Below are 21326 nucleotides of genomic sequence, written 5' to 3'. Positions count from 1 at the left end.
GTCGTTCCCGCGTCGCTAACGTCGGTGGGATGCGGACAGTCTGGAAGGGCACGATCGGGGTCGGCAGCTTCGCCATCCCGGTGAAGGCGTACAGCGCCACCGAGGAGCCCGGCAGCGGCCTGCACCAGCTGCACCTGACCGACGGCGGGCGGCTGCGGTTCAAACGGGTCTGCGAGGTCGACGGCGCCGAGATCCCGGCGGAGGAGGTCGGCCGCGGCTACGCCCTGCCCGGCGGCGACGTCGTCGTCCTGTCCGAGGCGGAACTGGCGTCACTGGCGCCGGAAAGCGCTCACTCGATCCAGGTGTGCGGGTTCGTCCCGCCGTCGCAGATCGACCCGGTCTACTTCATCAAGAGCTACTACCTGCAGCCCGAGGTCCCGGCCACGAAGCCGTACGTGCTGCTGGCCGAGGCGCTGCTCACCGCGGGCCGCGTCGCGCTGGTGAAGGTCGCGATCCGGCAGCGGGAGACCCTGGGCGCGCTGCGGGTGCGCGACCAGCTGATCGTGCTCGACACGATGCACTGGCCGAACGAGGTCCGCCGCCCCGACTTCCCGTTCCTGCACGAGGACATCGACGTGCGCATGCCCGAGCTGCGGGCCGCGGCGAACCTCATCGAGAACCTCTCCGGCGACTTCGAGCCGTCCGCCTTCGCCGACGGCTACGCGGCCGCGCTGCACGACCTGGTCGACGCGAAGGTCGAGGGCCGCGAGGTGGTCCGCCCGACCGCCGCGATCCAGGACGAGGCCGTCACCGAACTGCTGCAGGCGTTGCAGAGCAGCGCGCAGGACCGCACCGACGCCGACCAGGGCGTCGCGAAGGCCAAGGCGGCCGCGAAGAAGGCCGCGGAGGCGAAGGGCCGGGCGCGCAAGGCCACGTCGAAGGTGAAGTCGGCGCCCAAGTCGCAGCGCTGAAATCTTTTTGCCCGAACCCGCGTCACGCACCCGCGCGATGCGGGTCACACCCCTGCGCGCACGCGGTTCCTGAGTAGATCTACCTACCACTACTTGGGGGTCTTCACGCTGCCCCGTGCCTCGCGGAACCGGCAGTCTTGGGACATCACGCCACGGATGTCCGGAGGGACTCGCTGGGACTGGGGGTACGGCGAGCACCGGGGGACCGGCGGTCGCGGCGTGCGTGTGCGGGTGGCCCGGCGAGGGGGCGGGCCACCCGCACTTTCCCATGCGCGGTTGGATGTCGCGCATGCTGCATCTGCTGATCCTGCGCTACCTGGGGAGCGAGGCGGACGTGGAGCCGCACATCGCCGGCCACGTCGAGTACCTCGAGCGGCACCACGCCGCGGGCACGTTCATCGCGTCGGGGCAGACGGTGCCCGCGAGCGAGGGCGGCGCGATCCTCGCGCGTGGCGTCGACCGGGCCGCGGCACTGGCCATCACCACCGAGGACCCGTTCGTGCGGGCCGGTGTCGCCGAGTACTCCATCACCACGATCGACGTCGGCCGCGCCCACCCGGCGCTGGCGGGGCTGGTGAGCGCGGCGTGAACACGGACGTGACGCAGAACCTCTTCGCCTTCCAGCTCCACGGCCTGGACGAACCGGTCGTCGCGAGCGCCCCCACCGTGGCGGACGACGCCCTGCGGCAGGCGTGGGCCAAGGTGCGCGCCGAGCGCCAGGTCCAGCCGGGGGACGTCGCCGCCGTCTACAGCGAGTGGGAGCCCTCCGCCGAGGACCTCGGGTTGGTGGCGCTGATGTTCCCCGGCATCCGGCAGACCTACAGCTTCGACCGCCCGGGCCCGGACGGCTGGGCGGCCGCGTTCGCCGAGGCCGAGCGCGTGCTGGCGGAGCAGGCCGCCCCCGAGCCGGAGCTGCTGCCGGTGCTGTGGAGCGCGTCGTCGCCGCGGGCCGAGGTGCTCGGTGCGGTCCCGCACCACCCGCTGGTGCCCGGCCGGTTGTCCGTCGCACTCGCCCACGTCGGCCCCACCCCGCGCGGCACCGTCGGCATGCACCACGTCACCACGCACGGCTACCAGGAGCTGGGCTCGCCGCCGTTCGCCGAGCTGATGGCCGAGGCGGGCGCGAACCTCAAGCGCGGCCTGCGCGTCACCGGCCACCGCGGCGAGCGCGGCGACCTGCTGCACCTCACCCGCGAGAACTGGCTGGCCGGCTCCGCGCTGGCGCTGGACGACTTCGCCGCGCAGATGTCCCGCAACCTCGGCACAGAGCGGCTGGTGGTCGGCCTGCCCTGTCCGGACGAGCTGTTCGTGGCAGGCGCGGACTCGGGCTGGGCGGAGGTGATCCACGAGCAGGTGCTGGGCTCCGAGTACGACACGACCGAGCTGGTCCCGTGCGTGGTGCTGCTGGAACCCGGCGGGATGCGGCTGCTCGCCGAACGGCAGGCCTGACAGGTCACCCGCCACGAGCGGCTACCCTGGTGGGACGCCGCAGGCGGACAACCACGACCAGCTGGAGCGTGCACACCCGTGTTCGACACCCTCTCCGACCGGCTCACTTCGGTCCTGCAGAACCTGCGGGGCAAGGGGAAGCTGACCGACGCCGACATCGACGCCACCGCGCGCGAGATCCGCATCGCGCTGCTGGAGGCCGACGTCGCGCTGCCCGTCGTCCGGGAGTTCATCGCGCACGTCAAGGAACGCGCGAAGGGCGCCGAGGTCTCCGAGGCCCTCAACCCGGCGCAGCAGGTCATCAAGATCGTCAACGAGGAGCTCATCGGCATCCTCGGCGGCGAGACCCGCAGGCTGAGCCTGGCCAAGAACCCGCCGACGGTGATCATGCTCGCCGGTCTGCAGGGTTCCGGTAAGACGACGCTGGCGGGCAAGCTCGCGTTGTTCCTCAAGAAGCAGGGGCACGCGCCGCTGCTGGTCGCCTGTGACCTCCAGCGCCCCAACGCGGTCACGCAGCTGCAGGTCGTCGGCGAGCGCGCCGGGGTCCAGACGTTCGCGCCCGAGCCGGGCAACGGCGTCGGCGACCCGGTGGACGTCGCCCGCCGCGGCATCGACGAGGCCAAGCACGCGCAGCACGACATCGTGATCGTCGACACCGCCGGACGGCTCGGTGTCGACGAGGAGCTGATGAAGCAGGCCGCGGACATCCGCGACGCGGTCCAGCCGGACGAGATCCTGTTCGTCGTCGACGCGATGATCGGTCAGGACGCGGTCACCACGGCCGAGGCGTTCCGCGACGGCGTCGGCTTCACCGGTGTGGTGCTGACCAAGCTCGACGGTGACGCCCGCGGTGGTGCGGCGCTGTCCGTCCGGCAGGTCACCGGCCAGCCGATCCTGTTCGCCTCCAACGGTGAGAAGCTCGAGGACTTCGACACCTTCCACCCGGACCGGATGGCCAGCCGGATCCTCGGCATGGGCGACCTGCTCACCCTGATCGAGCAGGCCGAGCAGGCCTTCGACCAGGAGCAGGCCGAGAAGGCCGCGGCGAAGCTGGGCACCGGCCAGCTCACGCTGGAGGACTTCCTGGAGCAGATGCTCGCGGTCCGCAAGATGGGCCCGATCGGCAACCTGCTCGGCATGCTGCCCGGCGCGGGGCAGATGAAGGACCAGCTCGCGCAGGTCGACGACAAACACCTGGACCGCCTGCAGGCGATCATCCGCGGCATGACCCCGGCCGAGCGAGCCGATCCGAAGATGATCAACGGTTCGCGCCGTCAGCGCATCGCGCAGGGTTCGGGTGTGACTGTTCGCGAGGTCAACGACCTGGTGAACCGGTTCTTCGAGGCCCGCAAGATGATGCAGCAGATGGCGGGCCGCTTCGGCTTCGGCGGTGGCAGCGCGACCAAGCGCAAGAAGGGCAAGAAGGGGAAGAAGGGCAAGGGCCCCACGCAGCCCAAGGTGCGCGGCGGGTTCCCCGGCGGCATGCCGATGCTCCCGCCCGGTGGCGCCGGCGGCGGCATGCCCGACCTGTCCCAGCTCGGCGGCGGCATGAACGACGTGCCCGGTTTCGACCCCTCCAAGTTCAAGCTGCCGAAGAACAAGTAGATGCACCTGCGCGGGGTGGTGCTGCCCGACGGTGAGCAGCGCGACGTCTGGATCAGTGACGGCAGGGTCACGTTCTCCCCGGTCGAGGGCGCGCGGACCCTGGTGGCGGACGGTTTCCTGGTGCCGGGGCTGGTGGACGCCCACTGCCACCCGGCGATCGGGCCGGGCGGGCCGACGGATCTGGACGGCGCGGTGGTCAACGCGCTGGCCGACCGGGACGCGGGGACGCTGCTGATCCGCGACTGCGGCCAGCCGATCGACACCCGCCCCCTGCAGGAGCGCGCCGACCTGCCGCGGATCATCCGGTCCGGGCGGCACCTCGCGCTGCCCAAGCGCTACATCCCCGGGCTGGGCATCGACCTGTCGCACCCGGACGAGCTGCCCGCGGCGGTCGCCGAGCAGGCCGCGGACGGTGACGGCTGGGTCAAGCTGGTGGGGGACTGGATCGACCGTTCGGTGGGCGATCTCGCGCCGCTGTGGCCGGACGACGTGCTGGCCGAGGCGATCAAGGTCGCCCACGAGGCCGGAGCTCGCGTGACGGCGCACGTCTTCGGCGAGGACGCGTTGCCGGGCCTGATCAACGCGGGCATCGACTGCCTGGAGCACGGCACCGGCCTGGACCCGTCGTTGCTGGCCGAGATGGCCCGCCGGGGCACGGCGCTGGTGCCGACGCTGATCAACATCGAGAACTTCCCGGGCATCGCGGACGCGGCCGGCAAGTACCCGGTGTACGCCGCCCACATGAGGGCGCTGCACGCGAGGGTCGGCGAGCTGGTCGGAAACGCACTCGACGCCGGCGTGGCGGTCTACGCGGGCAGCGACGCGGGAGGCATGATCGCCCACGGACGGCTCGTGGACGAACTGGAAGCCCTCCACCGCGCGGGGATGACCGCGGAGCAGGCGCTCGCCGCAGGCTCCTGGGCGGCCCGGAAGTGGCTCGGCCACGCCACCATCACCGAGGGCGCCCCCGCCGACTTCCTGATCTACGACACCGACCCGCGCGAGGACCTCTCCGCCCTGCGCACACCCAGGCACATAATCCTCCGCGGCGCGATCATCCGCTGAGGGTTCACCGAGACCGCCTCCGCGGGGACGTGGTTTGGCGGCACCGCTTTCCCTCTGCCGCCCTGCGTCGCGCCGCTGCGCTGGCGTCCTCTTGCGCTGCCGCCCGCCCCGCTGCTCTAGCCGCTCCGGTCGCCCAGCCGCTGGGCGCCCTGCTGCCCGCCCTACGGTGCTGGTAGCCCTGCCCGTCTGGCCTGCAGGGCTGCCCGCCCTGCCCGCCTGGCCCGCTGGGCTGCCCGGGTTGCTGCCTGGCCCACTGGGCTGCCCGCCCTGTCCGCCCGCTGCACGGTTCGCCCCTGGCCGCCCCGCCGCCCTCGCCTGCCCAGCCGCCCCGCTGCCATACCGCCTGCCGCCCTGCTGCACCTGCCGCCCGCCCCGCCGCCCTCGCCTGCCCAGCCGCCCCGCTGCCATACCGCCTGCCGCCCTGCTGCACCTGCCGCCCACCCCGCCCCACCGCACCAGCACCCGCCGCCCTGCCGCCTCTGCCGCGTTGCCGATCAGCTCATCAGCTGCCCCACTGGGCCCAAGCATCGGCCAGCAGGCGCCGTCGCGCCCCGCCGATCCGCTCCCCACCACCCAACGCGAGCCCCCGCCCCCTTCCCTCTCCGCCACTGACGGCCGAAATGCCGCTACCGTCCCGATCCATCCTTGAACAAGATGTCCGAGTGAAGATCATCAAGTCGCTGGGACTGCTCTACGCGGTCCCGCTGACCCTGCTCGTCGTCGGTGTCGTCGGCGGGCTCGTCCTGGGGGAGGGCCTCTACCTGGCGGCCTTCGGGGTGGGTGCGGCGGGCACGCTCGCCGCCGTCTTCGCGCTGGTCGTCGCCCGGATGAACGGCCGCGCAGCCGCCGACTGGAAGCGGGTCACCGTCGCGACGGTCGTGCTTGTCGTCGCCGGCCTGCTCCCGCTGCGCGCGGAACTGTTCGGCGGCCCGGACCTGCTGACCGCCGAGGGCCTGGAGACCGGCGTCGAGGAGCTACGCAGCGTCGCCACCACCTACGACGCGATCTACATCGAGCACGACGTCATCCGCGGCCAGCGCGGCGACCGCGCGGTGATCTACCGCGACGGCGACCTGTCACCGGCCCCGGGCGACGCGGCAGGGCCGGATCCCGACTACGCGTTCGGCCTGGACGAGGTCGACTTCGGCGCGGTCCCGGGCCTGATCGACCAGGCGCGCCAGCGGTACCCCGACGCCACGGACGTGCTGCGCGTCGAGGTGACCCGCCCGCGCCGCGGGGAACCGGTCGAAATCAGGGTGCACGTCGGGCGGTCGGGCGCCGAGCGTCGCGGAGAGCTCGTCGCCGACGCCTCCGGCAACCCCCGCTAGCGCCGCACCGACTGCGCTCGCCACACCGGTACCGGTCGCCGTCGGCCTGTGGATCCGGTGACACCGCTCACGCCCCGGGGTCGATTGATCGCGCCCAGCCACATAGCCTGAACTCCATGAGCGCGTCGAGGGTGGGCCAGGGCATCGGCGAGGACGTGCGGAACCGGTTGGTCTTCGGCGCCCACTGGGGTTTCGTCGCGTTCTTCGCCGGCCTCGGCGGCTACCACCTCGTCACCGTCGTGATGACCGCGCTGCGGTCCGGGCAAGCCAGCGTCGACCCGCTGGAACTGCTCGACGTCGGTCCGGTGCTGTTGCTCGCGTTCGTGCCCAGCCTCCTGCTCGGGCTCGCCCCGCTGGTCGCGTCGCGCCGCTGGGGGCGCGGGCCGCGGCGCGACTTCGGCTGGCTCCCGACGCTGCGCGACGTCAAGGTGGGCCTGGCCTGCGGTGCGCTCGCCCTGCTCGCCGGCTACCTGGTGAACCTGGTGCTGCTGGGCATCTACGGCACCGACCGCGTCTCCGACAGCCCGCTCACCGACCTCGCCGAGGACGGCGGCCGGGACGAGTTCGTCTGGCTGGCGCTGGCCGCGCTCGTCGTCGTGGTCGCCACCCCGATGGCCGAGGAGCTGCTGATGCGCGGCTCGCTGTGGGGAGCGCTCGAGCACCACCGCGTCCCGCAGTGGGTGATCCTCGTGCTCACCGCGGTCGTCTTCGCCTACCTGCACGGCGAGCCGACCCGCACGCTGGCGCTGCTCGCGCAGGGGCTGGTGATCGGCGCGGCCCGCTGGCGGACCGGACGGGTGGGGGCGAGTTTCGTCGCGCACGCGGCGAACAACCTGGCCCCGGCGTTGCTGCTGTTCACCGGGTCCTGAGCGGAACGACCATGGCGACTAGGCTCGGTAGGTGCTGGGCGAGGATCAGAGGGAGGCGAGCCGTGACGGCACATCCGGGCGAGCTCGATCCGCCTGATCTGCCGGCCACCGCGGAGCCGGCGCCGTCGCACCGCTGGGGGTTCGGCGCCTTCCTGGTCGTCGAGGCCGTCCTGCTGGCCTCCGCCGCGTTCGTCAGCGTCTTGCTCGGCCCGGCGCCGCCCGGTCAGCCGCTGCCCGCGCGGGACGTGCTGATCGGCACGATGGCCCCGACCGTCCTCGCCGCGCTGGTCGCCATCCTGATCACCAAGGTGCGCGGCAACGGGCCGCTGGCCGACCTGCGGTTGTCCTGGCGCTGGGACGACGTGAAGCTCGGCCTCAAACTCGGCTCCTTCGGGCTGGTCCTGACCACCGTGAGCGCGTTCATCTGGACCCAGGCGGTGGGCGAGGCGAACGCCGGCTCGGCGATCAGCGCCCTGGTCGAGGAACAGCCGATGTCGGTGAGCGCGGCGATCGTGATGTTCGCCTACCTGTGGCTGCTCGGTCCGATCTGCGAGGAGGTCATCTACCGCGGCCTGCTGTGGGGCGCGGTCGAGCGGCTGCACTGGGGCCAGGAGAAGTGGGCGCGCCTGGCGGCGTTCCTGCTGTCCACCGCGGTGTTCGCGGCCAGCCACCTGGAGCCGCTGCGCACCACGCTGCTGCTGGTGATCGCCATCCCGATCGGCCTGGCCCGGTTGTTCACCGGCCGCCTGCTCGGCAGCATCGTGGCGCACCAGATGAACAACTTCCTGCCCGCCGTGGCGATGCTGCTCACGGCGCTGGGCGTCATGGCGATCTAGACGCCGCCTGCGAGCCACGCGAACGGGTCTGGCAGAATAGTCGCTTGCCTGCTGCGGCCGGGCCCTCTCACCGTGCCGTGGCGACCGAAAGCTTCGGGTACTCGTCCGGTGTCCCCACACGGATCGTGACCCGACACCCGCGAGCACGCAGAGAACCAAGGAGTACCCACACACCGTGGCCGTCAAGATCAAGCTCCAGCGCCTCGGCAAGATCCGTGCGCCGTACTACCGCATCATCGTCGCCGACGCCCGCACCCGCCGGGACGGCAAGGCGATCGAGTCGATCGGCAAGTACCACCCGAAGTCCGAGCCGAGCTTCATCGAGGTCGACTCCGAGCGCGCCCAGTACTGGCTGGGTGTCGGCGCACAGCCGACCGAGCCGGTGCAGCGCATCCTGGAGATCACCGGTGACTGGCAGAAGTTCAAGGGCCTGCCGGGCGCCGAGGGCACGCTGAAGACCGCCGCGCCGAAGCCGACCAAGGAGGAGCTGTTCAACGCGGCCCTCGCGGCTGCCGGTGACGAGCCCGCCAACGAGGCCACCACCCCGAAGAAGAAGTCGGCCAAGAAGGCCGACGACGAGGCGGCGAAGGACGAGGCGTGAGCTTCCTCGCCGACTCCCTCGAACACCTGGTGCGGGGGATCGTGGACAACCCGGACGACGTCCGGGTCGACCTGATCACCACCCGCCGTGGTCGCACGCTCGAGGTCCACGTCCACCCGGACGACCTCGGCAAGGTCATCGGCCGTGGCGGCCGGACAGCGACCGCGCTGCGCACCGTCATGGGCGGCATCGGTGGCCGCGGCGTCCGCGTGGACGTCGTCGACACCGACCGCTGACCCATCCGTGGACGTCGTCGTCGGGCGGGTCGCCAAGGCCCACGGTGTGCGCGGTGAACTCGCCGTGGACATCCGGACCGACTCGCCCGAGGAACGCTTCCGCGACGGCGCGACGGTGACCGCGCGTTTCCGCGACGGCACCACGCGCCCGCTGACCGTCGCAGCCGCCCGCCCACACAGCGGGCGGCTGCTGGTCACGTTCGAGCAGGTGGTGACGCGTGAGGCCGCCGAGGCCCTGCGCGGCGCCCTGCTGCTCGCCGACACCGCCGACCTCCCGCCATCCGACGACCCGGACGAGTTCTACGACCACGAACTCGAGGGTCTGCGCGCCGAGCTGAGCGACGGCGAGGTGATCGGCACCGTCACCGAGGTCGTGCACGCCCCGCACGGCGAGCTGCTCGCGCTCGACCGCGACGGGCGCACCGTCCTCGTGCCGTTCGTGCAGGCCATCGTCCCCGTGGTGGACGTCAAGGGCGGCCGCGTCGTGGTCGATCCGCCCGAGGGCCTGCTCGACGACGCCGGCTGACGGGCTGGTTACGCTCGCGCCGTGCGGATCGACGTCGTCACCATCTTCCCCGAATACCTGGACCCGCTGCGGGCCGCGCTGCTGGGCCGCGCCATCGAGCGCGGGCTGATCGAGGTCGGGGTGCACGATCTGCGGGACTGGACCCACGACGTGCACCGCGCCGTCGACGACGCGCCCTACGGCGGTGGTCCGGGCATGGTCATGAAGCCCCAGGTCTGGGGCGACGCGCTGGACGCGGTGTGCGGTCCGGAGACCCGGCTGGTCGTGCCGACCCCGGCGGGCCGCCCCTTCACGCAGGAGATGGCGCACTCGTACGCCCGCGAGAAGCACCTCGTGTTCGCCTGCGGCCGCTACGAGGGCATCGACCAGCGCGTGATCGACGACGCCGCGCGCCGGATGCCGGTCGACGAGGTGTCCATCGGCGACTACGTGCTGGTCGGTGGCGAAGCCGCGGTGCTCGTCATGGTCGAGGCCACGGTCCGGCTGCTGCCCGGCGTGCTGGGCAACCCCGTGTCGGCCGAGCAGGACTCCTTCTCCGACGGCCTGCTCGAAGGCCCCAGCTACACGCGCCCCGAGGTGTGGCGCGACCTGTCCGTGCCCGAGGTGCTGCGGTCGGGCAACCACGCGCTGATCGACCGCTGGCGGCGCGACCAGGCCCTCGAACGGACCCTCCTGCGCCGCCCCGATCTCCTCGACCGGTTGCCGGAAGGTACGCTGGACCAGCGCGATCTCGCCGTGCTCGACCGTGTCCGGTCCGAGCAGCGGCAGGCCGGGTGATCCGGCCGGGGACGCGTCTGCAATACTTGACAGGTTGGCCGTGCCAGTGGTGCGTGCCTGCCACAAGCCCCCGGGTCGCCTGCCGTGAGTGAGCGTGCGCGTGCTCGGATGACTGCCAGACAGACGAAGGACGAGGACGGACTCCCGATGAACACCCTGGACGCCCTGGACGCTCAGTCGCTGCGTTCCGACATCCCGAACTTCCGCCCGGGTGACACGCTGAAGGTGCACGTTCGCGTCATCGAGGGAAACCGTGAGCGTGTTCAGGTTTTCCAGGGCGTCGTGATCCGCCGCCAGGGTGGCGGTATTCGCGAGACCTTCACCGTGCGCAAGGTTTCGTTCGGTGTCGGTGTGGAGCGCACTTTCCCGGTGCACAGCCCGAACATCGCGAAGATCGAGGTGCACAAGCGCGGTGACGTGCGTCGCGCCAAGCTGTACTACCTGCGCGAGCTGCGCGGCAAGGCCGCCAAGATCAAGGAGCGCCGCGAGGCTCCGACCGCGTCCTGAGGGATCGGACGTTCTCCGATAGCCTGGCGAAGTGGTCGAACCTGTGCCCTCCAGCGCCGCTGAGGACGAGCCCGAACGCCCGGAACCGGACGAGAGTGCCGATGCCGGCGCAAATGGGAAACGGCGCCGCCGTAAACCCAAGAAACAGCGCTCGTTCTGGGTCGAACTCCCGATTCTGATCGTCGTCGCGCTGGCGCTGGCATTCGTGTTCCAGCAATTCCTGGCGCGGGTCTACACGATTCCTTCGGGGTCGATGGAGACCACGCTCCACGGGTGCACCGGGTGCTACGGCGACAAGGTCCTCGTCGACAAGATCACCTACGACTTCACCGACCCCGAACCGGGTGATGTCGTGGTGTTCAAGGGCCCGGAGCCGTGGGTGGAGAACGAGGTCGCGACCGAGCGGTCGGGTAACGCGGTCGTGCGGTTCTTCCAGAACATCGGCTCGGTGTTCGGGCTGGCGCCGCCGGACGAGCGCGACTTCGTCAAGCGGATCATCGCGACCGGTGGCCAGACCGTCGAGTGCTGTGACGCCCAGAACCGGGTCGTCGTCGACGGCAAGGCCCTCGACGAGCCCTACATCCACTGGCAGAATCCGGACAACCAGCGGCAGGAGCCGTTCGATCCGGTGACGGTGCCGGACGGCTACGTCTGGGTGATGGGCGACAACCGCAACGACTCGTGCGACTCGCGCTGCCAGGGCGGCGGCGGGGTCCGCGGTGCCGTCCCGGTGGACAACATCATCGGCAAGGCACGCATCATCGTGTTGCCACCCAGCCGGTGGGGCGGGGTCAGCGACCACAACCCGCAGGCCGCCGCGCAGCCGGCCGCGCTCGGCATGAGCGCTCCGGCGTGGCAGGAAGGCGTTCCGCTCGGGTTCGGGGTCGTCGCCGCGTGGCCCGCGGTGTGGGGCGGACGGCGACTGGGCTCGAAGGTGCGCGAGGCGGTCGAGCGAAAGCGGTAACCAGGTTGGGTAGGTCTTCGGCGGTTCTGGCCTCCTTCCGCCCGCCCAGGGCGATCGTCCGGGGTGAGACGGCGTGGGGTCTGCAGTCGGCGCTCGACCGGCGTGGTCTCGGCCCGGTGGCCGGGGTCGACGAGGCGGGCCGCGGGGCCTGCGCGGGTCCGCTGGTGGTCGCGTCGTGCGTGCTCCGGCCGGGGGACGCGGCCCGGCTGGCGGAGCTGAACGACTCGAAGCTGCTCACCGCGCTGGCCAGGGAGCGGGTCTACGAGCGGCTCCTGGTGCGTGCCCTGGACTACTCGATCGTCGTCATTTCACCCGAAGAGGTGGATCAGCTCGGCATTCATGTCACGAACATCGAGGGCATGCGCCGGGCGGTGGCGGGGTTGCGGGAGTGCCCCGGGTACGTGCTGACGGACGGTTTCAAGGTGCCGGGTCTGCCGGCGCCGAGCGTGCCGGTGATCAAGGGGGACCGGGCGGTCGCGTGCGTGGCGGCCGCGTCGGTGCTGGCGAAGGTGACGCGGGACCGGATCATGGCCGAGACGCACCTGGAGTACCCGATGTACGGATTCGATGTGCACAAGGGGTACACGACCGCGGACCACGGCGCGGCGCTCGTCGAACACGGGCCGTGTGAGGTACACCGGTGGTCGTACACCAATGTGGCAGCGGCGGCCGCCGCCCACGGTCTGCGACCACCGCGGAAGGTCATGCTCACCGCTGCTGCATTGGGGCAGTCCGATGCTCCGGTACGTGCTCTGGAGGGCACCGTGGTTCAGAATGGGAGTTCCGCCGCCGGAGACCGGTCGAACTCGCGAGGAGGGGCGCGGATTTCATGAGCGCAGAGGATCTCGAGAAGTACGAGACCGAGATGGAGCTGTCGCTGTACCGCGAGTACCGCGACATCGTCAGCCAGTTCTCGTACGTGGTGGAGACCGAGCGGCGGTTCTACCTGGCCAACGCGGTGGACGTGCAGGTCAGGGACAGCGGGGGAGACGTCTACTTCGAGGTCCGCATGTCCGACGCGTGGGTGTGGGACATGTACCGCCCTGCCCGGTTCGTCAAGAACGTCCGCGTGATCACCTTCAAGGACGTGAACGTGGAGGAGCTGGAAAAGCCAGAGCTGAGGCTCCCCGAAGAGGGCCCGTTCTCCAGCTGACACCCCAAGCTCGACGAGGGACGTCCCCCAGCGGGACGTCCCTTTTTTTTGGGGCCGGCGCACCTCACCGGCCGTCTGCCCCTTGCGCCACCCGCCGGCTGTCCGCCCCCTGGCGCGTCCCACCGGCCGTCCGCCTCCCGGCGTGACCCACCGGTCGTCCGCCTCCTGGCGCGAGCCACCGGCCGTCTGCCTCCCGGCGTCACCCAGCGGCTGTCTGCCCCTGGCGCCACCTACCGGGGGCCCGCCTCCCGGCGCGACCTACGGGTCTGCCTCCCGGCGCGACCTCACCGGCCGTCGGCCTCCCGGCGCGCCACACAGCCGTCCGCCCCTGGCGCGCCCCACCAGCCGTTCCCCCAGCGCCACCCACCTCTCGACTCTGCTTCTGCCCTCACTCCGGCCGCTGCGAGGCCCGTTTCCCATCTCGACCCGAATCCCGACCGTTGCCCGGCCCGTTCCCGCCTTCACCTGGGCTCCCGGCCGCCCGCGCGCCTCCAACCCCAGCTCATCTCTCGCCCGCCGCCCCTACCACCCGGGACCGACATTTCCGCCCCACCGAGCCGCACCCCACCGCGGTTTGTCCACATCACCCCACTTGTCCACAGGCCCGGCAACTCGCTCTGTCGGCGAAACCGCAGGTCATGGCACCGTCGAAGGCAGTGAACGACCACCGACCTTGGGGGACCAGCCATGACCACCGCGGCCAGACCCGCCCGCCACCTGACACTCGGCCGCAGGGGCGAGGACATCGCCGCGCGCCACCTGCAGAAGCTCGGCTTCGTCGTGCTGGCCAGGAACTGGCGCTGCCGCCAGGGCGAGCTCGACCTCATCGCCACCAACGGCCGCACCCTGGTCATCTGCGAGGTCAAGACCCGCACCCGGGAGAGCTTCGGCGATCCCGCGGAGGCGGTCACCGAGGACAAGGTCGCCCGCATCCGGCGCCTCGCCGGGCAGTGGTTGAGCATCCACCGCGTCGGCTGGTGCCGGGTCCGCTTCGACGTCGTCGCGGTCTACGCGGATGGCGACGGCGAGCCCCGCGTCCGCCACATCCCGGGAGCGTTCTGATGCCGCTCGGACGCGCCTGGTCGGTGGCACTCGTCGGCCTCGACGGCCGCCTGGTCGAGGTCGAGGCCGACCTGGGCGGTGGCCTGCCCGGGATCAAGATGATCGGCCTGCCCGACGCCGGCCTGCGCGAAGCGAAAGACAGGGTCCGCTCGGCCATCCGCAACTCGGGCCAGCACTGGCCGGAGGACAAGCTCACCCTCGGCCTGTTCCCGGCGAACCTGCCCAAGCTCGGTTCTGGCTACGACCTCGCGATCGCGGTGGCCATCCTCGCGTCCGCGGGCAAGGTCCCGGCCACTCGGCTGCTCGGCACGGTCCTGCTGGGCGAGCTGGCGCTCGACGGCCGGGTGCGCGAAGTCCGCGGAGTCCTGCCCGGCCTGCTCGCGGCGCGCAAGGAAGGGATCAAGCGCGCGATCGTCCCGTCCGGGACGCTGTTCGAAGCTGCACTGGTCGACGGCCTCGAGGTCTACGGCGCGGCGAGGCTGCGGGACGTCCTTGCCTGGCTCGAGGGCGAAAACGCCCTGGCCCGGCCAGAGCCACCCACCGAGAGCGAGCCGCCCAAGGGGCTGGATCTGGCGGACGTCGTCGGCCAACCCGAGGCGCGCTGGGCGCTCGAAGTGGCGGCCGCAGGCGCGCACCACCTCCTCCTCACCGGTCCGCCGGGCGTGGGGAAGACCATGCTCGCCAAGCGACTGCCCGGTCTCCTGCCCATGCTCTCGCCGGAGGAGTCGCTCGAAGTCACTGCCGTGCATTCGATCAACGGCAAACTGACACCCGAGTCCCCGCTGATCAAAGTCCCGCCGTTCGTCGCGCCGCACTACTCGGTGTCCGAGGCCGCGCTCATCGGTGGCGGCGCGGGCATCGCCACACCGGGCCTGATCAGCCGCGCCCACCGCGGGGTCCTCTTCCTGGACGAAGCGGCGGAATTCGGATCGCAGCGGCTGGACTCCCTGCGCACGGTCCTGGAGGAGGGCGAGGTCAGCATCGCCCGCGCCCGCGGTTCGGTCCGCTACCCGGCGCGCTTCCAGCTCGTGATGGCCACTAACCCGTGCCCGTGCGCGCCACCCCGCGAAACCGACTGCACGTGCTCACCGACCGAGCGCCGCCGCTACCTCAGCAGGTTGTCCGGCCCGCTGCTCGACCGCGTCGATCTGCGCGTCCGGCTCCGCCCGATGACGGCGATGGGCCGCCACGAGAGCAGCGAGCCCGAGCCGACGGAGGTGGTCCGCAAACGTGTCCTGGCCGCCCGCGACCGCGCCGCCGCCCGCTGGAGCGAGCACGGCTGGAAGACCAACGCCGAGGTCCCCGGCCCCGCCCTGCACCGCGAGTTCGCCCTCCCACCCACGACGACAGCCCTGCTGAACCGAAGCCTGGAACGCGGCACGGTGACCGCCCGGGGCGTCGACAGGTGCCTCCGGATCGCCTGGACGCTGGCCGACCTCGCCGACGCCGACGAACCCCAAGCCGACCACGTCGCCGCCGCGCTGGAGTTCCGAGACCGGAGGGCGGCATGAGCCCTCGACGTTCGCTGCGCAACCTCGGCCCTGGCCAAGGCGCAGGCAGTTCACACACGGAGGGCTGCACGAGCCTCCGCCACTCCTCCGCACCGCTCAGGCACCGGCCATGGCGCGCGTCGTCGCCCGTGCTTCGGTACCGGGCATTCGGGGAGGGCCGCATTAGCCCTCGGACCTCACCGCTTGCCACGGCTCATCTCACAACCCCGGTTCTGACACCGGCATCCGTGACGGGCCGCATGAGCCTTCAACGTTCGCGCCGCGCCACCTCGGCACTGGTCAGGAGCATGTCGCCATCCGGCCTCCACGGAGGGCTGCAAGAACCTCTGACATTCCTCTACACCGCTCCGGCACCGGCCGTGGCGCGCCTCGTCCCTGCTCCCGCACCGAGACGCCACGCGGGGAGGGCCGCATGACGACCACCCCCGAGCCCGTCAGCGCCAAGCTCGACGCAGAGCGCCTTGCCCGCTCCTACCTGGTCCGTGTCGCCGAGCCGCCGGCACCCGCCGTCGTCGACTTCGTCGCTCAGCACGGACCCGTCGCGGCGGCTGAGGCGATCCGCGCCGGCGACTGTCCCAACCGCGTCCGCGACGAAACCGAGGCCCGCCGCACGCACGACCACGCCCAGCGCGACCTCGACGAAGGCGCTCGCCTCGGCATGCGGCTGCTGATCCCGGAGGACGACGAGTGGCCGGGCTGGCCGCTCCTGTCCCTCCAACTCGCCGCCAGCCGTGGTGTGCAGGGCGTCGCCCCGCCGCTCGCGTTGTGGGTGCGCGGCCAAGTCCGCTTCGACGAGGCCACCGAGCAGGCCGTGGCGATCGTCGGCGCGCGAGCTGCCACCGGGTATGGCGAGCACGTCGCCGGCGACTTCGCCTCCGCGTTAGCCGGCCAGGGCGTGTCGGTCTTCTCCGGCGCCGCCTACGGGGTCGATGGCGCGGCACACCGCGGAGCCCTCTTCGTCGGCGGCACCACCGTCGCGCTGCTCGGCTGCGGTCTCGATGCCGGGTACCCCGCTGGGCACGTCGTGCTGCTCGACAAGATCGCCGAGCACGGCGGTCTCGTCGTCAGCGAGTACCCGCCGGGCACACCGCCGGCCCGCCACCGCTTCCTCGTCCGCAACCGCCTCATCGCCGCGCTCAGCGAGGGAACCATCGTCGTGGAGGCGGGCCGCCGCAGTGGCGCCCGCAACACCGCGACCACGGCCGGCGCGCTCGGCAAGGTCGTGATGGCCGTGCCCGGGCCGATCACCTCCGCGTTGTCGATCGGCTGTCACGAACTGATCCGCGAATCCGGCGCCACCCTCGTGGCCTCGGTCGACGACGTGATCGAAACCGTCGGGCGGCTGGGCACGCCCCGGCCCGAGAAGGTCCGCTCGAAACGGCCGACGGACGGTCTCGGGCCGGACGCCCTGCGCGTCCACGAGGCGCTCGACCGGCGCGAGGGCAAATCCGCCGAGCAGGTCGCCACCGAATCCGGGGTGCCGGTCGCCCGGGTCCGGGCGCTGCTGCCCGCCCTCGAACTCGACGAGTTCGCCGTGCGCTGCGAGAGCGGCTGGCGTCGCAGGTCGAGGAGGTGATGCGATCGTCATCTGCCGCCGGTGTGGCGATGCTTGACCGCACGCGTCCCTTCGCGCAGCGTGAACAACCATGTCCGCACGGGAATCTCGGGGCCGCAAAACGGACCTGCACGCCCTCCGGGACGCCCTGCCGCGCGCCGCCGCCGAGCTGGTCGACGCCTACGAACGCCACCTCGGGCTCGAACGAGGGCTGTCCCCGCACACGGTGCGCGCGTATGTCGGGGATGTGGTGTCCCTGCTGGGGTTCCTGCACGGTGAGGAGCCGCAGCCGGACGTCGCCGCGCTCAAGGGCCTGGACATCGGGACGCTGCGGGCCTGGCTCGCCGACCAGCGCAACGGGGGAGCCGGCCGGACCACCCTCGCGCGCAGAGCGGCCTCGGCCCGGACCTTCACCGCCTGGGCTCGTCGGCAGGGCGCGCTCGACCACGACCCGGGTGCGAAGCTCGTCGCGCCACGCGTGCACCGGACCCTGCCGCCGGTGCTGCGGCCGGACGAGGCCGAGGACGTCCTGACGGCCGCGGGCAGCGGCGCGGCGCAGCAGGAACCGGTCACCTTGCGCGATCTCGCTGTCCTCGAGCTGCTGTACGCGACGGGTGTGCGGGTGTCCGAGCTGTGCGGGCTCGACGTCGACGACGTGGACTTCGGCCGCAGGCTCGTCCGCGTCCTCGGCAAGGGCGGCAAGGAGCGCATGGTCCCGTTCGGCGCGCCGGCCGACCGCGCGTTGCGCGGCTGGCTCGACCACGGCCGTCCGGCGGTGGCGGGTGCGGTGGCGAAGCCGCACGCATCCGCGCTGTTCCTCGGCGTCCGGGGCGGCCGGCTGGACCCGAGAACGGTCCGGCGGGTGGTGCACGAGGCCCTTGACGCGGTGCCCTCGGCGGCCGACATGGGTCCGCACGGACTGCGGCACACCGCGGCAACGCACCTGCTGGAGGGCGGTGCCGACCTTCGCAGCGTTCAGGAGCTACTCGGTCACGCTACGCTTGCCACGACACAGCTCTACACCCACGTGACCGTCGAGCGGTTGAAGGCGATCCATGACCAAGCCCACCCCCGATCCCGATGACCTCGGAGGACGGCAGGCAGGATCGTTGACACCGCCCGTCCCGTACGAGCCCGGAGAACGACCTGAGCCCGCTACCGAGAACGGTTTCCGTGTGACGGCCGATTTGCGAGCTACCCCTGCCCGCCCTGCTCCCGAGCAGGCCGGACACCCGACGCTGCCCGAGTCCGAACCGGACAGTGGGCTTCGGAGCGACCCCGCCGGCGCGCCCATTCCGGACCTCGGTCCTCGGAGTGACGCGCTCGCGACTGATGCTGAGGCGCAGGCCGGGGCCAACCCGAGCGGCGATTCCCAAGCCGGTGCAGGGACACCCGGCGGCGCGGAAGCGTCTGCGACCACTGACGCGGTCGCGGACAGTGAGGCGCAGGCCGGTGGCACGGCGGGCACCAGCACCGCTCCAGTCGGTGGGTCGGCCGCCCGGAGCGCGGGAGACGGTGACTCCGCGATCCAGGCGGTGTGGCGCGAGTTCCGTGAACGCCCGGAGCAGCGGCTGCGCGAGCGCCTGGTCCTGCACTACGCGCCGCTGGTCAAGTACGTCGCCGGGCGGGTCGGCACCGGGCTGCCCACGCACGTCGACGTCAGCGACCTCATCCAGTCCGGCATCTTCGGCTTGATCGACGCCATCGAGAAGTTCGAACCCGAGCGCGGCCTGCGGTTCGAGACCTACGCGATGCAGCGGATTCGCGGCGCGATCCTCGACGACCTGCGCTCGCAGGACTGGGTGCCTCGCGTCGTGCGCAGCCGCGCCCGCGAAGTGGAGCGCGCGCTCGAACGTCTCGGCGGCCGGCTGCGCCGCACCCCGACCGACACCGAGGTCGCGGCCGAGCTGGGCATCACCCTCGACGAGCTGCGTGACCTCTACAGCCAGCTCCAGCTGACCAGCGTCGTCGCGCTCGAGGACCTCATGGCGGCAGGCCGGGAGAGCGGTTCGCTGGTCGACACGCTCCCCGACGACGACGCCATCGACCCCGTCGCCGTCCTCGTCGACCGGGACAACCGCCGCCAGCTCGCCGAGGCCATCGCGCAGCTCACCGAACGCGACCGGATCGTGGTCAGCCTCTACTACTTCGAACGGCTGACGCTCGCCGAGATCGGTCGCGTCCTCGGCGTCACCGAGTCGCGGGTCAGCCAGCTGCACACCCGCGCGGTCCTCCGGCTGCGGGCTCGGCTCACGGAGCAGGCCGGGGTCTAGCCGGTCCACGGCTTCAGACGGATCGCCGAGCCGGTCTGGACCAGGGGGAGCGGGTTCAGGTACTCCTCGCCCCGTCGCACGCCCCAGTGCAGGCAGGCCTCGACCGGGCAGCCCGGATGCCCGGCCTCGACGACCCCGACCGGCTGGCCCCGCCACACCTGCGTGCCGACCGGCACCGACGGCGCGACCGGCTCGTAGGTGGTCCGCAACCCGCCGTCGTGGTCGATCGAGATCACCGGCCGCCCGGCGACGAGCCCCGCGAACACGACCACGCCCGGCCCCGCTGCCAGGACCTGCTGGCCGGGCGTGGCGGCCAGGTCCACGCCGCGGTGACCCGGCCCGTAGGGCCCGGACGGCGCCTGGAACGGCCGGACGACCACCGGCTTCGGCGACAACGGCCACCCGAACCGGGGATCCAGCTCGTCCGCTACCCCGCGGGCCACAGCCGCCGTCCCCGTCCCGGGAGGTCCGACCGTCCCGGGAGACCCGATCGATGCGGCGGCCGCCGCCGGTCCCTTGGCGGCCGGTTCCTGCGGCGAGCTGGCTCCGGCGGCTGTCGGCTCCTTCGCTGCCGGCCCCTGCGGTGAGCTGGCTCCGGTCGCTGCCGGCGCGTTGGGTGCCGACTCTTGCGGTGAGCCGGCTGCGGCGGTCGTGGGTCTCTTCGTTGCCGGTCCCTGCCGGGAGTTGGTGGCGGCCGCAGCGGCTGGCGCTGCCGTGCCTGGCGCCTCCGGTGGGTTCTCGGCCACCGCCGCACCCTGCCCCCACGGCACCTCGGCCACAGCGCCCACGGCAGCCGGGACCAAGAGCCACCCAACGGCACCGACCAGCACCAACCCGACCAACCGGCGAATCACCACGATCATCGGCCCAGCCTGGCGCACATCGGGCTCCACGATCGGGCGGCGACAGAATCTGTGGACAACTCCGCTTCGCCTGTGGACAACCGCGCCCGACCAACCCATCCGCGGCGGCCTGGACCAAGCAGCCCGGAGCACCAGGCCGCCCGTGGTGAACCCCGCGCCGCCAGGGCGTACACTGTTCGCGCGGCCTGTCACGACAGGTCGACTTCGCGTGTACGTGCACGTTCCCGCTCACGGAACCCACGGCGCCCGGCGGTCCCCGAGGAGTCATCCACGGGGTCCGGGCATCGGCACTGCACCAGGGTCGCCGGCCACCCGGCCGACGGCGACAAAACCGGCCAGCGCGTCCCGCGGGGCGCGCGCTACACAGAAGAGGTGCGAATCCGGCCATGGCCGTCGTCACCATGAAGCAGCTGCTCGATTCCGGCGTGCACTTCGGGCACCAGACCCGCCGCTGGAACCCGAAGATGAAGCGCTACATCCTCACCGAGCGCAACGGCATCTACATCATCGACCTGCAGCAGACGCTGAGCTACATCGACCGTGCGTACGAGTTCATCAAGGAAACCGTCGCGCACGGCGGCACCATCATGTTCGTCGGCACGAAGAAGCAGGCCCAGGAGGCGATCGCCCGCGAGGCGCAGCGCGTGGGCATGCCCTTCGTCAACCAGCGCTGGCTCGGCGGCATGCTGACCAACTTCCAGACCGTCCACAAGCGGCTGCTGCGCCTCAAGGAGCTCGAGGCCCAGGAGCAGACCGGCGGTTTCCAGGGCCTCACCAAGCGCGAGATCCTGACGCTGACCCGCGAGAAGGAGAAGCTGGAGCGCACCCTCGGCGGTATCCGCGACATGCAGAAGGTGCCCAGCGCCGTCTGGATCGTGGACACCAAGAAGGAGCACATCGCCGTCGGCGAGGCGCGCAAGCTGAACATCCCGGTCGTCGCGGTCCTGGACACCAACTGCGACCCGGACGAGGTCGACTACCCGATCCCGGGCAACGACGACGCGATCCGCTCGGCCGCGCTGCTCACCAAGGTGGTCGCCGAGGCCGCCGCCGCCGGCCTGATGGCCCGCTCCAGCCGCAACGGCTCCGCCGCCGCCGAGGGCCAGGACAAGCCCGAGCCGGGCGTGTCCGACGAGCCGCTCGCGGAGTGGGAGCAGGACCTGCTGAAGAACAGCGAGGCCCCGGCCGAGCAGACCACCGCCTCCTGAATCTTTCCGGCACGGCCGCGCCGGACC

General features: G+C 71.9%; 23 protein-coding genes. 22 read left to right on the top strand and 1 reads right to left on the bottom strand.

Annotated features, from left to right (window positions below; translation table 11 throughout):
• Positions 1–29: 29 nt before the first annotated feature.
• The 21 genes from ku to L2C96_RS13055 all read left to right on the top strand — a co-directional run bounded on the left by ku (position 30) and on the right by L2C96_RS13055 (position 19228).
• A complete protein-coding gene (ku, locus tag L2C96_RS13155) occupies positions 30–911 on the top strand; it encodes a non-homologous end joining protein Ku (protein ID WP_237336328.1) in 882 nt (293 codons plus the stop codon).
• A gap of 289 nt (positions 912–1200) precedes the next feature.
• Complete coding sequence (locus L2C96_RS13150) at positions 1201–1500, top strand: YciI family protein (protein ID WP_237336327.1); 300 nt, start codon at positions 1201–1203, stop codon at positions 1498–1500.
• Positions 1497–2360, top strand: a complete 864-nt coding sequence (locus L2C96_RS13145; protein WP_237336326.1) for a hypothetical protein — start codon at positions 1497–1499, stop codon at positions 2358–2360. The genes L2C96_RS13150 and L2C96_RS13145 overlap by 4 nt, the downstream gene beginning before the upstream one ends.
• 78 nt (positions 2361–2438) lie before the next feature.
• Entirely contained in the window at positions 2439–3965 is a 1527-nt protein-coding gene (ffh, locus tag L2C96_RS13140) for a signal recognition particle protein (RefSeq protein ID WP_017987574.1), read from the top strand.
• Positions 3966–5030 carry an amidohydrolase family protein gene (locus tag L2C96_RS13135; protein ID WP_237336325.1) on the top strand — a complete coding sequence of 355 codons (1065 nt, stop codon included), beginning with the start codon at positions 3966–3968 and terminating at the stop codon, positions 5028–5030. It begins immediately after the preceding gene.
• Positions 5031–5692: 662 nt separating this feature from the next.
• The gene (locus L2C96_RS13130; protein WP_237336324.1) at positions 5693–6358 is read left to right on the top strand and encodes a hypothetical protein; all 666 of its coding nucleotides are present in this window, start codon (positions 5693–5695) and stop codon (positions 6356–6358) included.
• 116 nt (positions 6359–6474) lie between these two features.
• Positions 6475–7227 carry a CPBP family intramembrane glutamic endopeptidase gene (locus L2C96_RS13125; protein ID WP_237336323.1) on the top strand — a complete coding sequence of 251 codons (753 nt, stop codon included), beginning with the start codon at positions 6475–6477 and terminating at the stop codon, positions 7225–7227.
• A gap of 62 nt (positions 7228–7289) precedes the next feature.
• On the top strand, positions 7290–8063 hold the full coding sequence (locus L2C96_RS13120) for a CPBP family intramembrane glutamic endopeptidase (protein ID WP_020418153.1): 774 nt from the start codon (positions 7290–7292) through the stop codon (positions 8061–8063).
• 175 nt (positions 8064–8238) lie between these two features.
• Positions 8239–8664, top strand: a complete 426-nt coding sequence (gene rpsP, locus L2C96_RS13115) for a 30S ribosomal protein S16 (RefSeq protein WP_020418154.1) — start codon at positions 8239–8241, stop codon at positions 8662–8664.
• Positions 8661–8900 carry an RNA-binding protein gene (locus L2C96_RS13110; protein ID WP_017987579.1) on the top strand — a complete coding sequence of 80 codons (240 nt, stop codon included), beginning with the start codon at positions 8661–8663 and terminating at the stop codon, positions 8898–8900. The genes rpsP and L2C96_RS13110 overlap by 4 nt, the downstream gene beginning before the upstream one ends.
• Before the next feature lie 7 nt (positions 8901–8907).
• Positions 8908–9426: a ribosome maturation factor RimM gene (rimM, locus tag L2C96_RS13105; RefSeq protein WP_017987580.1), complete on the top strand. Its 519-nt coding sequence runs from the start codon at positions 8908–8910 to the stop codon at positions 9424–9426.
• A gap of 21 nt (positions 9427–9447) precedes the next feature.
• Positions 9448–10203, top strand: a complete 756-nt coding sequence (trmD, locus tag L2C96_RS13100; protein WP_017987581.1) for a tRNA (guanosine(37)-N1)-methyltransferase TrmD — start codon at positions 9448–9450, stop codon at positions 10201–10203.
• 147 nt (positions 10204–10350) lie between these two features.
• Positions 10351–10710: a 50S ribosomal protein L19 gene (gene rplS, locus L2C96_RS13095; RefSeq protein ID WP_017987582.1), complete on the top strand. Its 360-nt coding sequence runs from the start codon at positions 10351–10353 to the stop codon at positions 10708–10710.
• A gap of 31 nt (positions 10711–10741) precedes the next feature.
• Positions 10742–11674, top strand: coding sequence for a signal peptidase I (lepB, locus tag L2C96_RS13090; protein WP_020418156.1), 933 nt, complete (start codon positions 10742–10744; stop codon positions 11672–11674).
• Positions 11675–11727: 53 nt separating this feature from the next.
• The gene (locus L2C96_RS13085; RefSeq protein ID WP_027931788.1) at positions 11728–12507 is read left to right on the top strand and encodes a ribonuclease HII; all 780 of its coding nucleotides are present in this window, start codon (positions 11728–11730) and stop codon (positions 12505–12507) included.
• The gene (locus tag L2C96_RS13080) at positions 12504–12827 is read left to right on the top strand and encodes a DUF2469 domain-containing protein (RefSeq protein WP_017987585.1); all 324 of its coding nucleotides are present in this window, start codon (positions 12504–12506) and stop codon (positions 12825–12827) included. The genes L2C96_RS13085 and L2C96_RS13080 overlap by 4 nt, the downstream gene beginning before the upstream one ends.
• 687 nt (positions 12828–13514) lie before the next feature.
• Complete coding sequence (locus L2C96_RS13075; RefSeq protein ID WP_237336322.1) at positions 13515–13889, top strand: YraN family protein; 375 nt, start codon at positions 13515–13517, stop codon at positions 13887–13889.
• Entirely contained in the window at positions 13889–15400 is a 1512-nt protein-coding gene (locus L2C96_RS13070) for a YifB family Mg chelatase-like AAA ATPase (protein ID WP_020418159.1), read from the top strand. The genes L2C96_RS13075 and L2C96_RS13070 overlap by 1 nt, the downstream gene beginning before the upstream one ends.
• 412 nt (positions 15401–15812) lie before the next feature.
• On the top strand, positions 15813–16976 hold the full coding sequence (dprA, locus tag L2C96_RS13065; protein WP_237336321.1) for a DNA-processing protein DprA: 1164 nt from the start codon (positions 15813–15815) through the stop codon (positions 16974–16976).
• A gap of 70 nt (positions 16977–17046) precedes the next feature.
• Entirely contained in the window at positions 17047–18039 is a 993-nt protein-coding gene (locus L2C96_RS13060) for a tyrosine recombinase XerC (RefSeq protein WP_237336320.1), read from the top strand.
• A gap of 208 nt (positions 18040–18247) precedes the next feature.
• The gene (locus L2C96_RS13055) at positions 18248–19228 is read left to right on the top strand and encodes a FliA/WhiG family RNA polymerase sigma factor (protein WP_372491212.1); all 981 of its coding nucleotides are present in this window, start codon (positions 18248–18250) and stop codon (positions 19226–19228) included.
• Here L2C96_RS13055 and L2C96_RS13050 read toward each other — a convergent pair.
• Positions 19225–19671 (bottom strand): murein hydrolase activator EnvC family protein, encoded by a 447-nt coding sequence (locus L2C96_RS13050; RefSeq protein ID WP_237336318.1) that lies wholly within the window; start codon positions 19669–19671, stop codon positions 19225–19227. The two genes, L2C96_RS13055 and L2C96_RS13050, sit on opposite strands and share 4 nt — an antisense overlap.
• Positions 19672–20477: 806 nt before the next feature.
• Between L2C96_RS13050 and rpsB the strand changes: the two genes are divergently transcribed.
• Positions 20478–21299: a 30S ribosomal protein S2 gene (rpsB, locus tag L2C96_RS13045; RefSeq protein ID WP_017987592.1), complete on the top strand. Its 822-nt coding sequence runs from the start codon at positions 20478–20480 to the stop codon at positions 21297–21299.
• Positions 21300–21326 lie beyond the last annotated feature (27 nt).

Source organism: Amycolatopsis tucumanensis (genome assembly GCF_021654135.1).
GTDB lineage: Bacteria > Actinomycetota > Actinomycetes > Mycobacteriales > Pseudonocardiaceae > Amycolatopsis_E > Amycolatopsis_E tucumanensis.
This window is presented reverse-complemented; position numbering and strand designations above follow the sequence as displayed.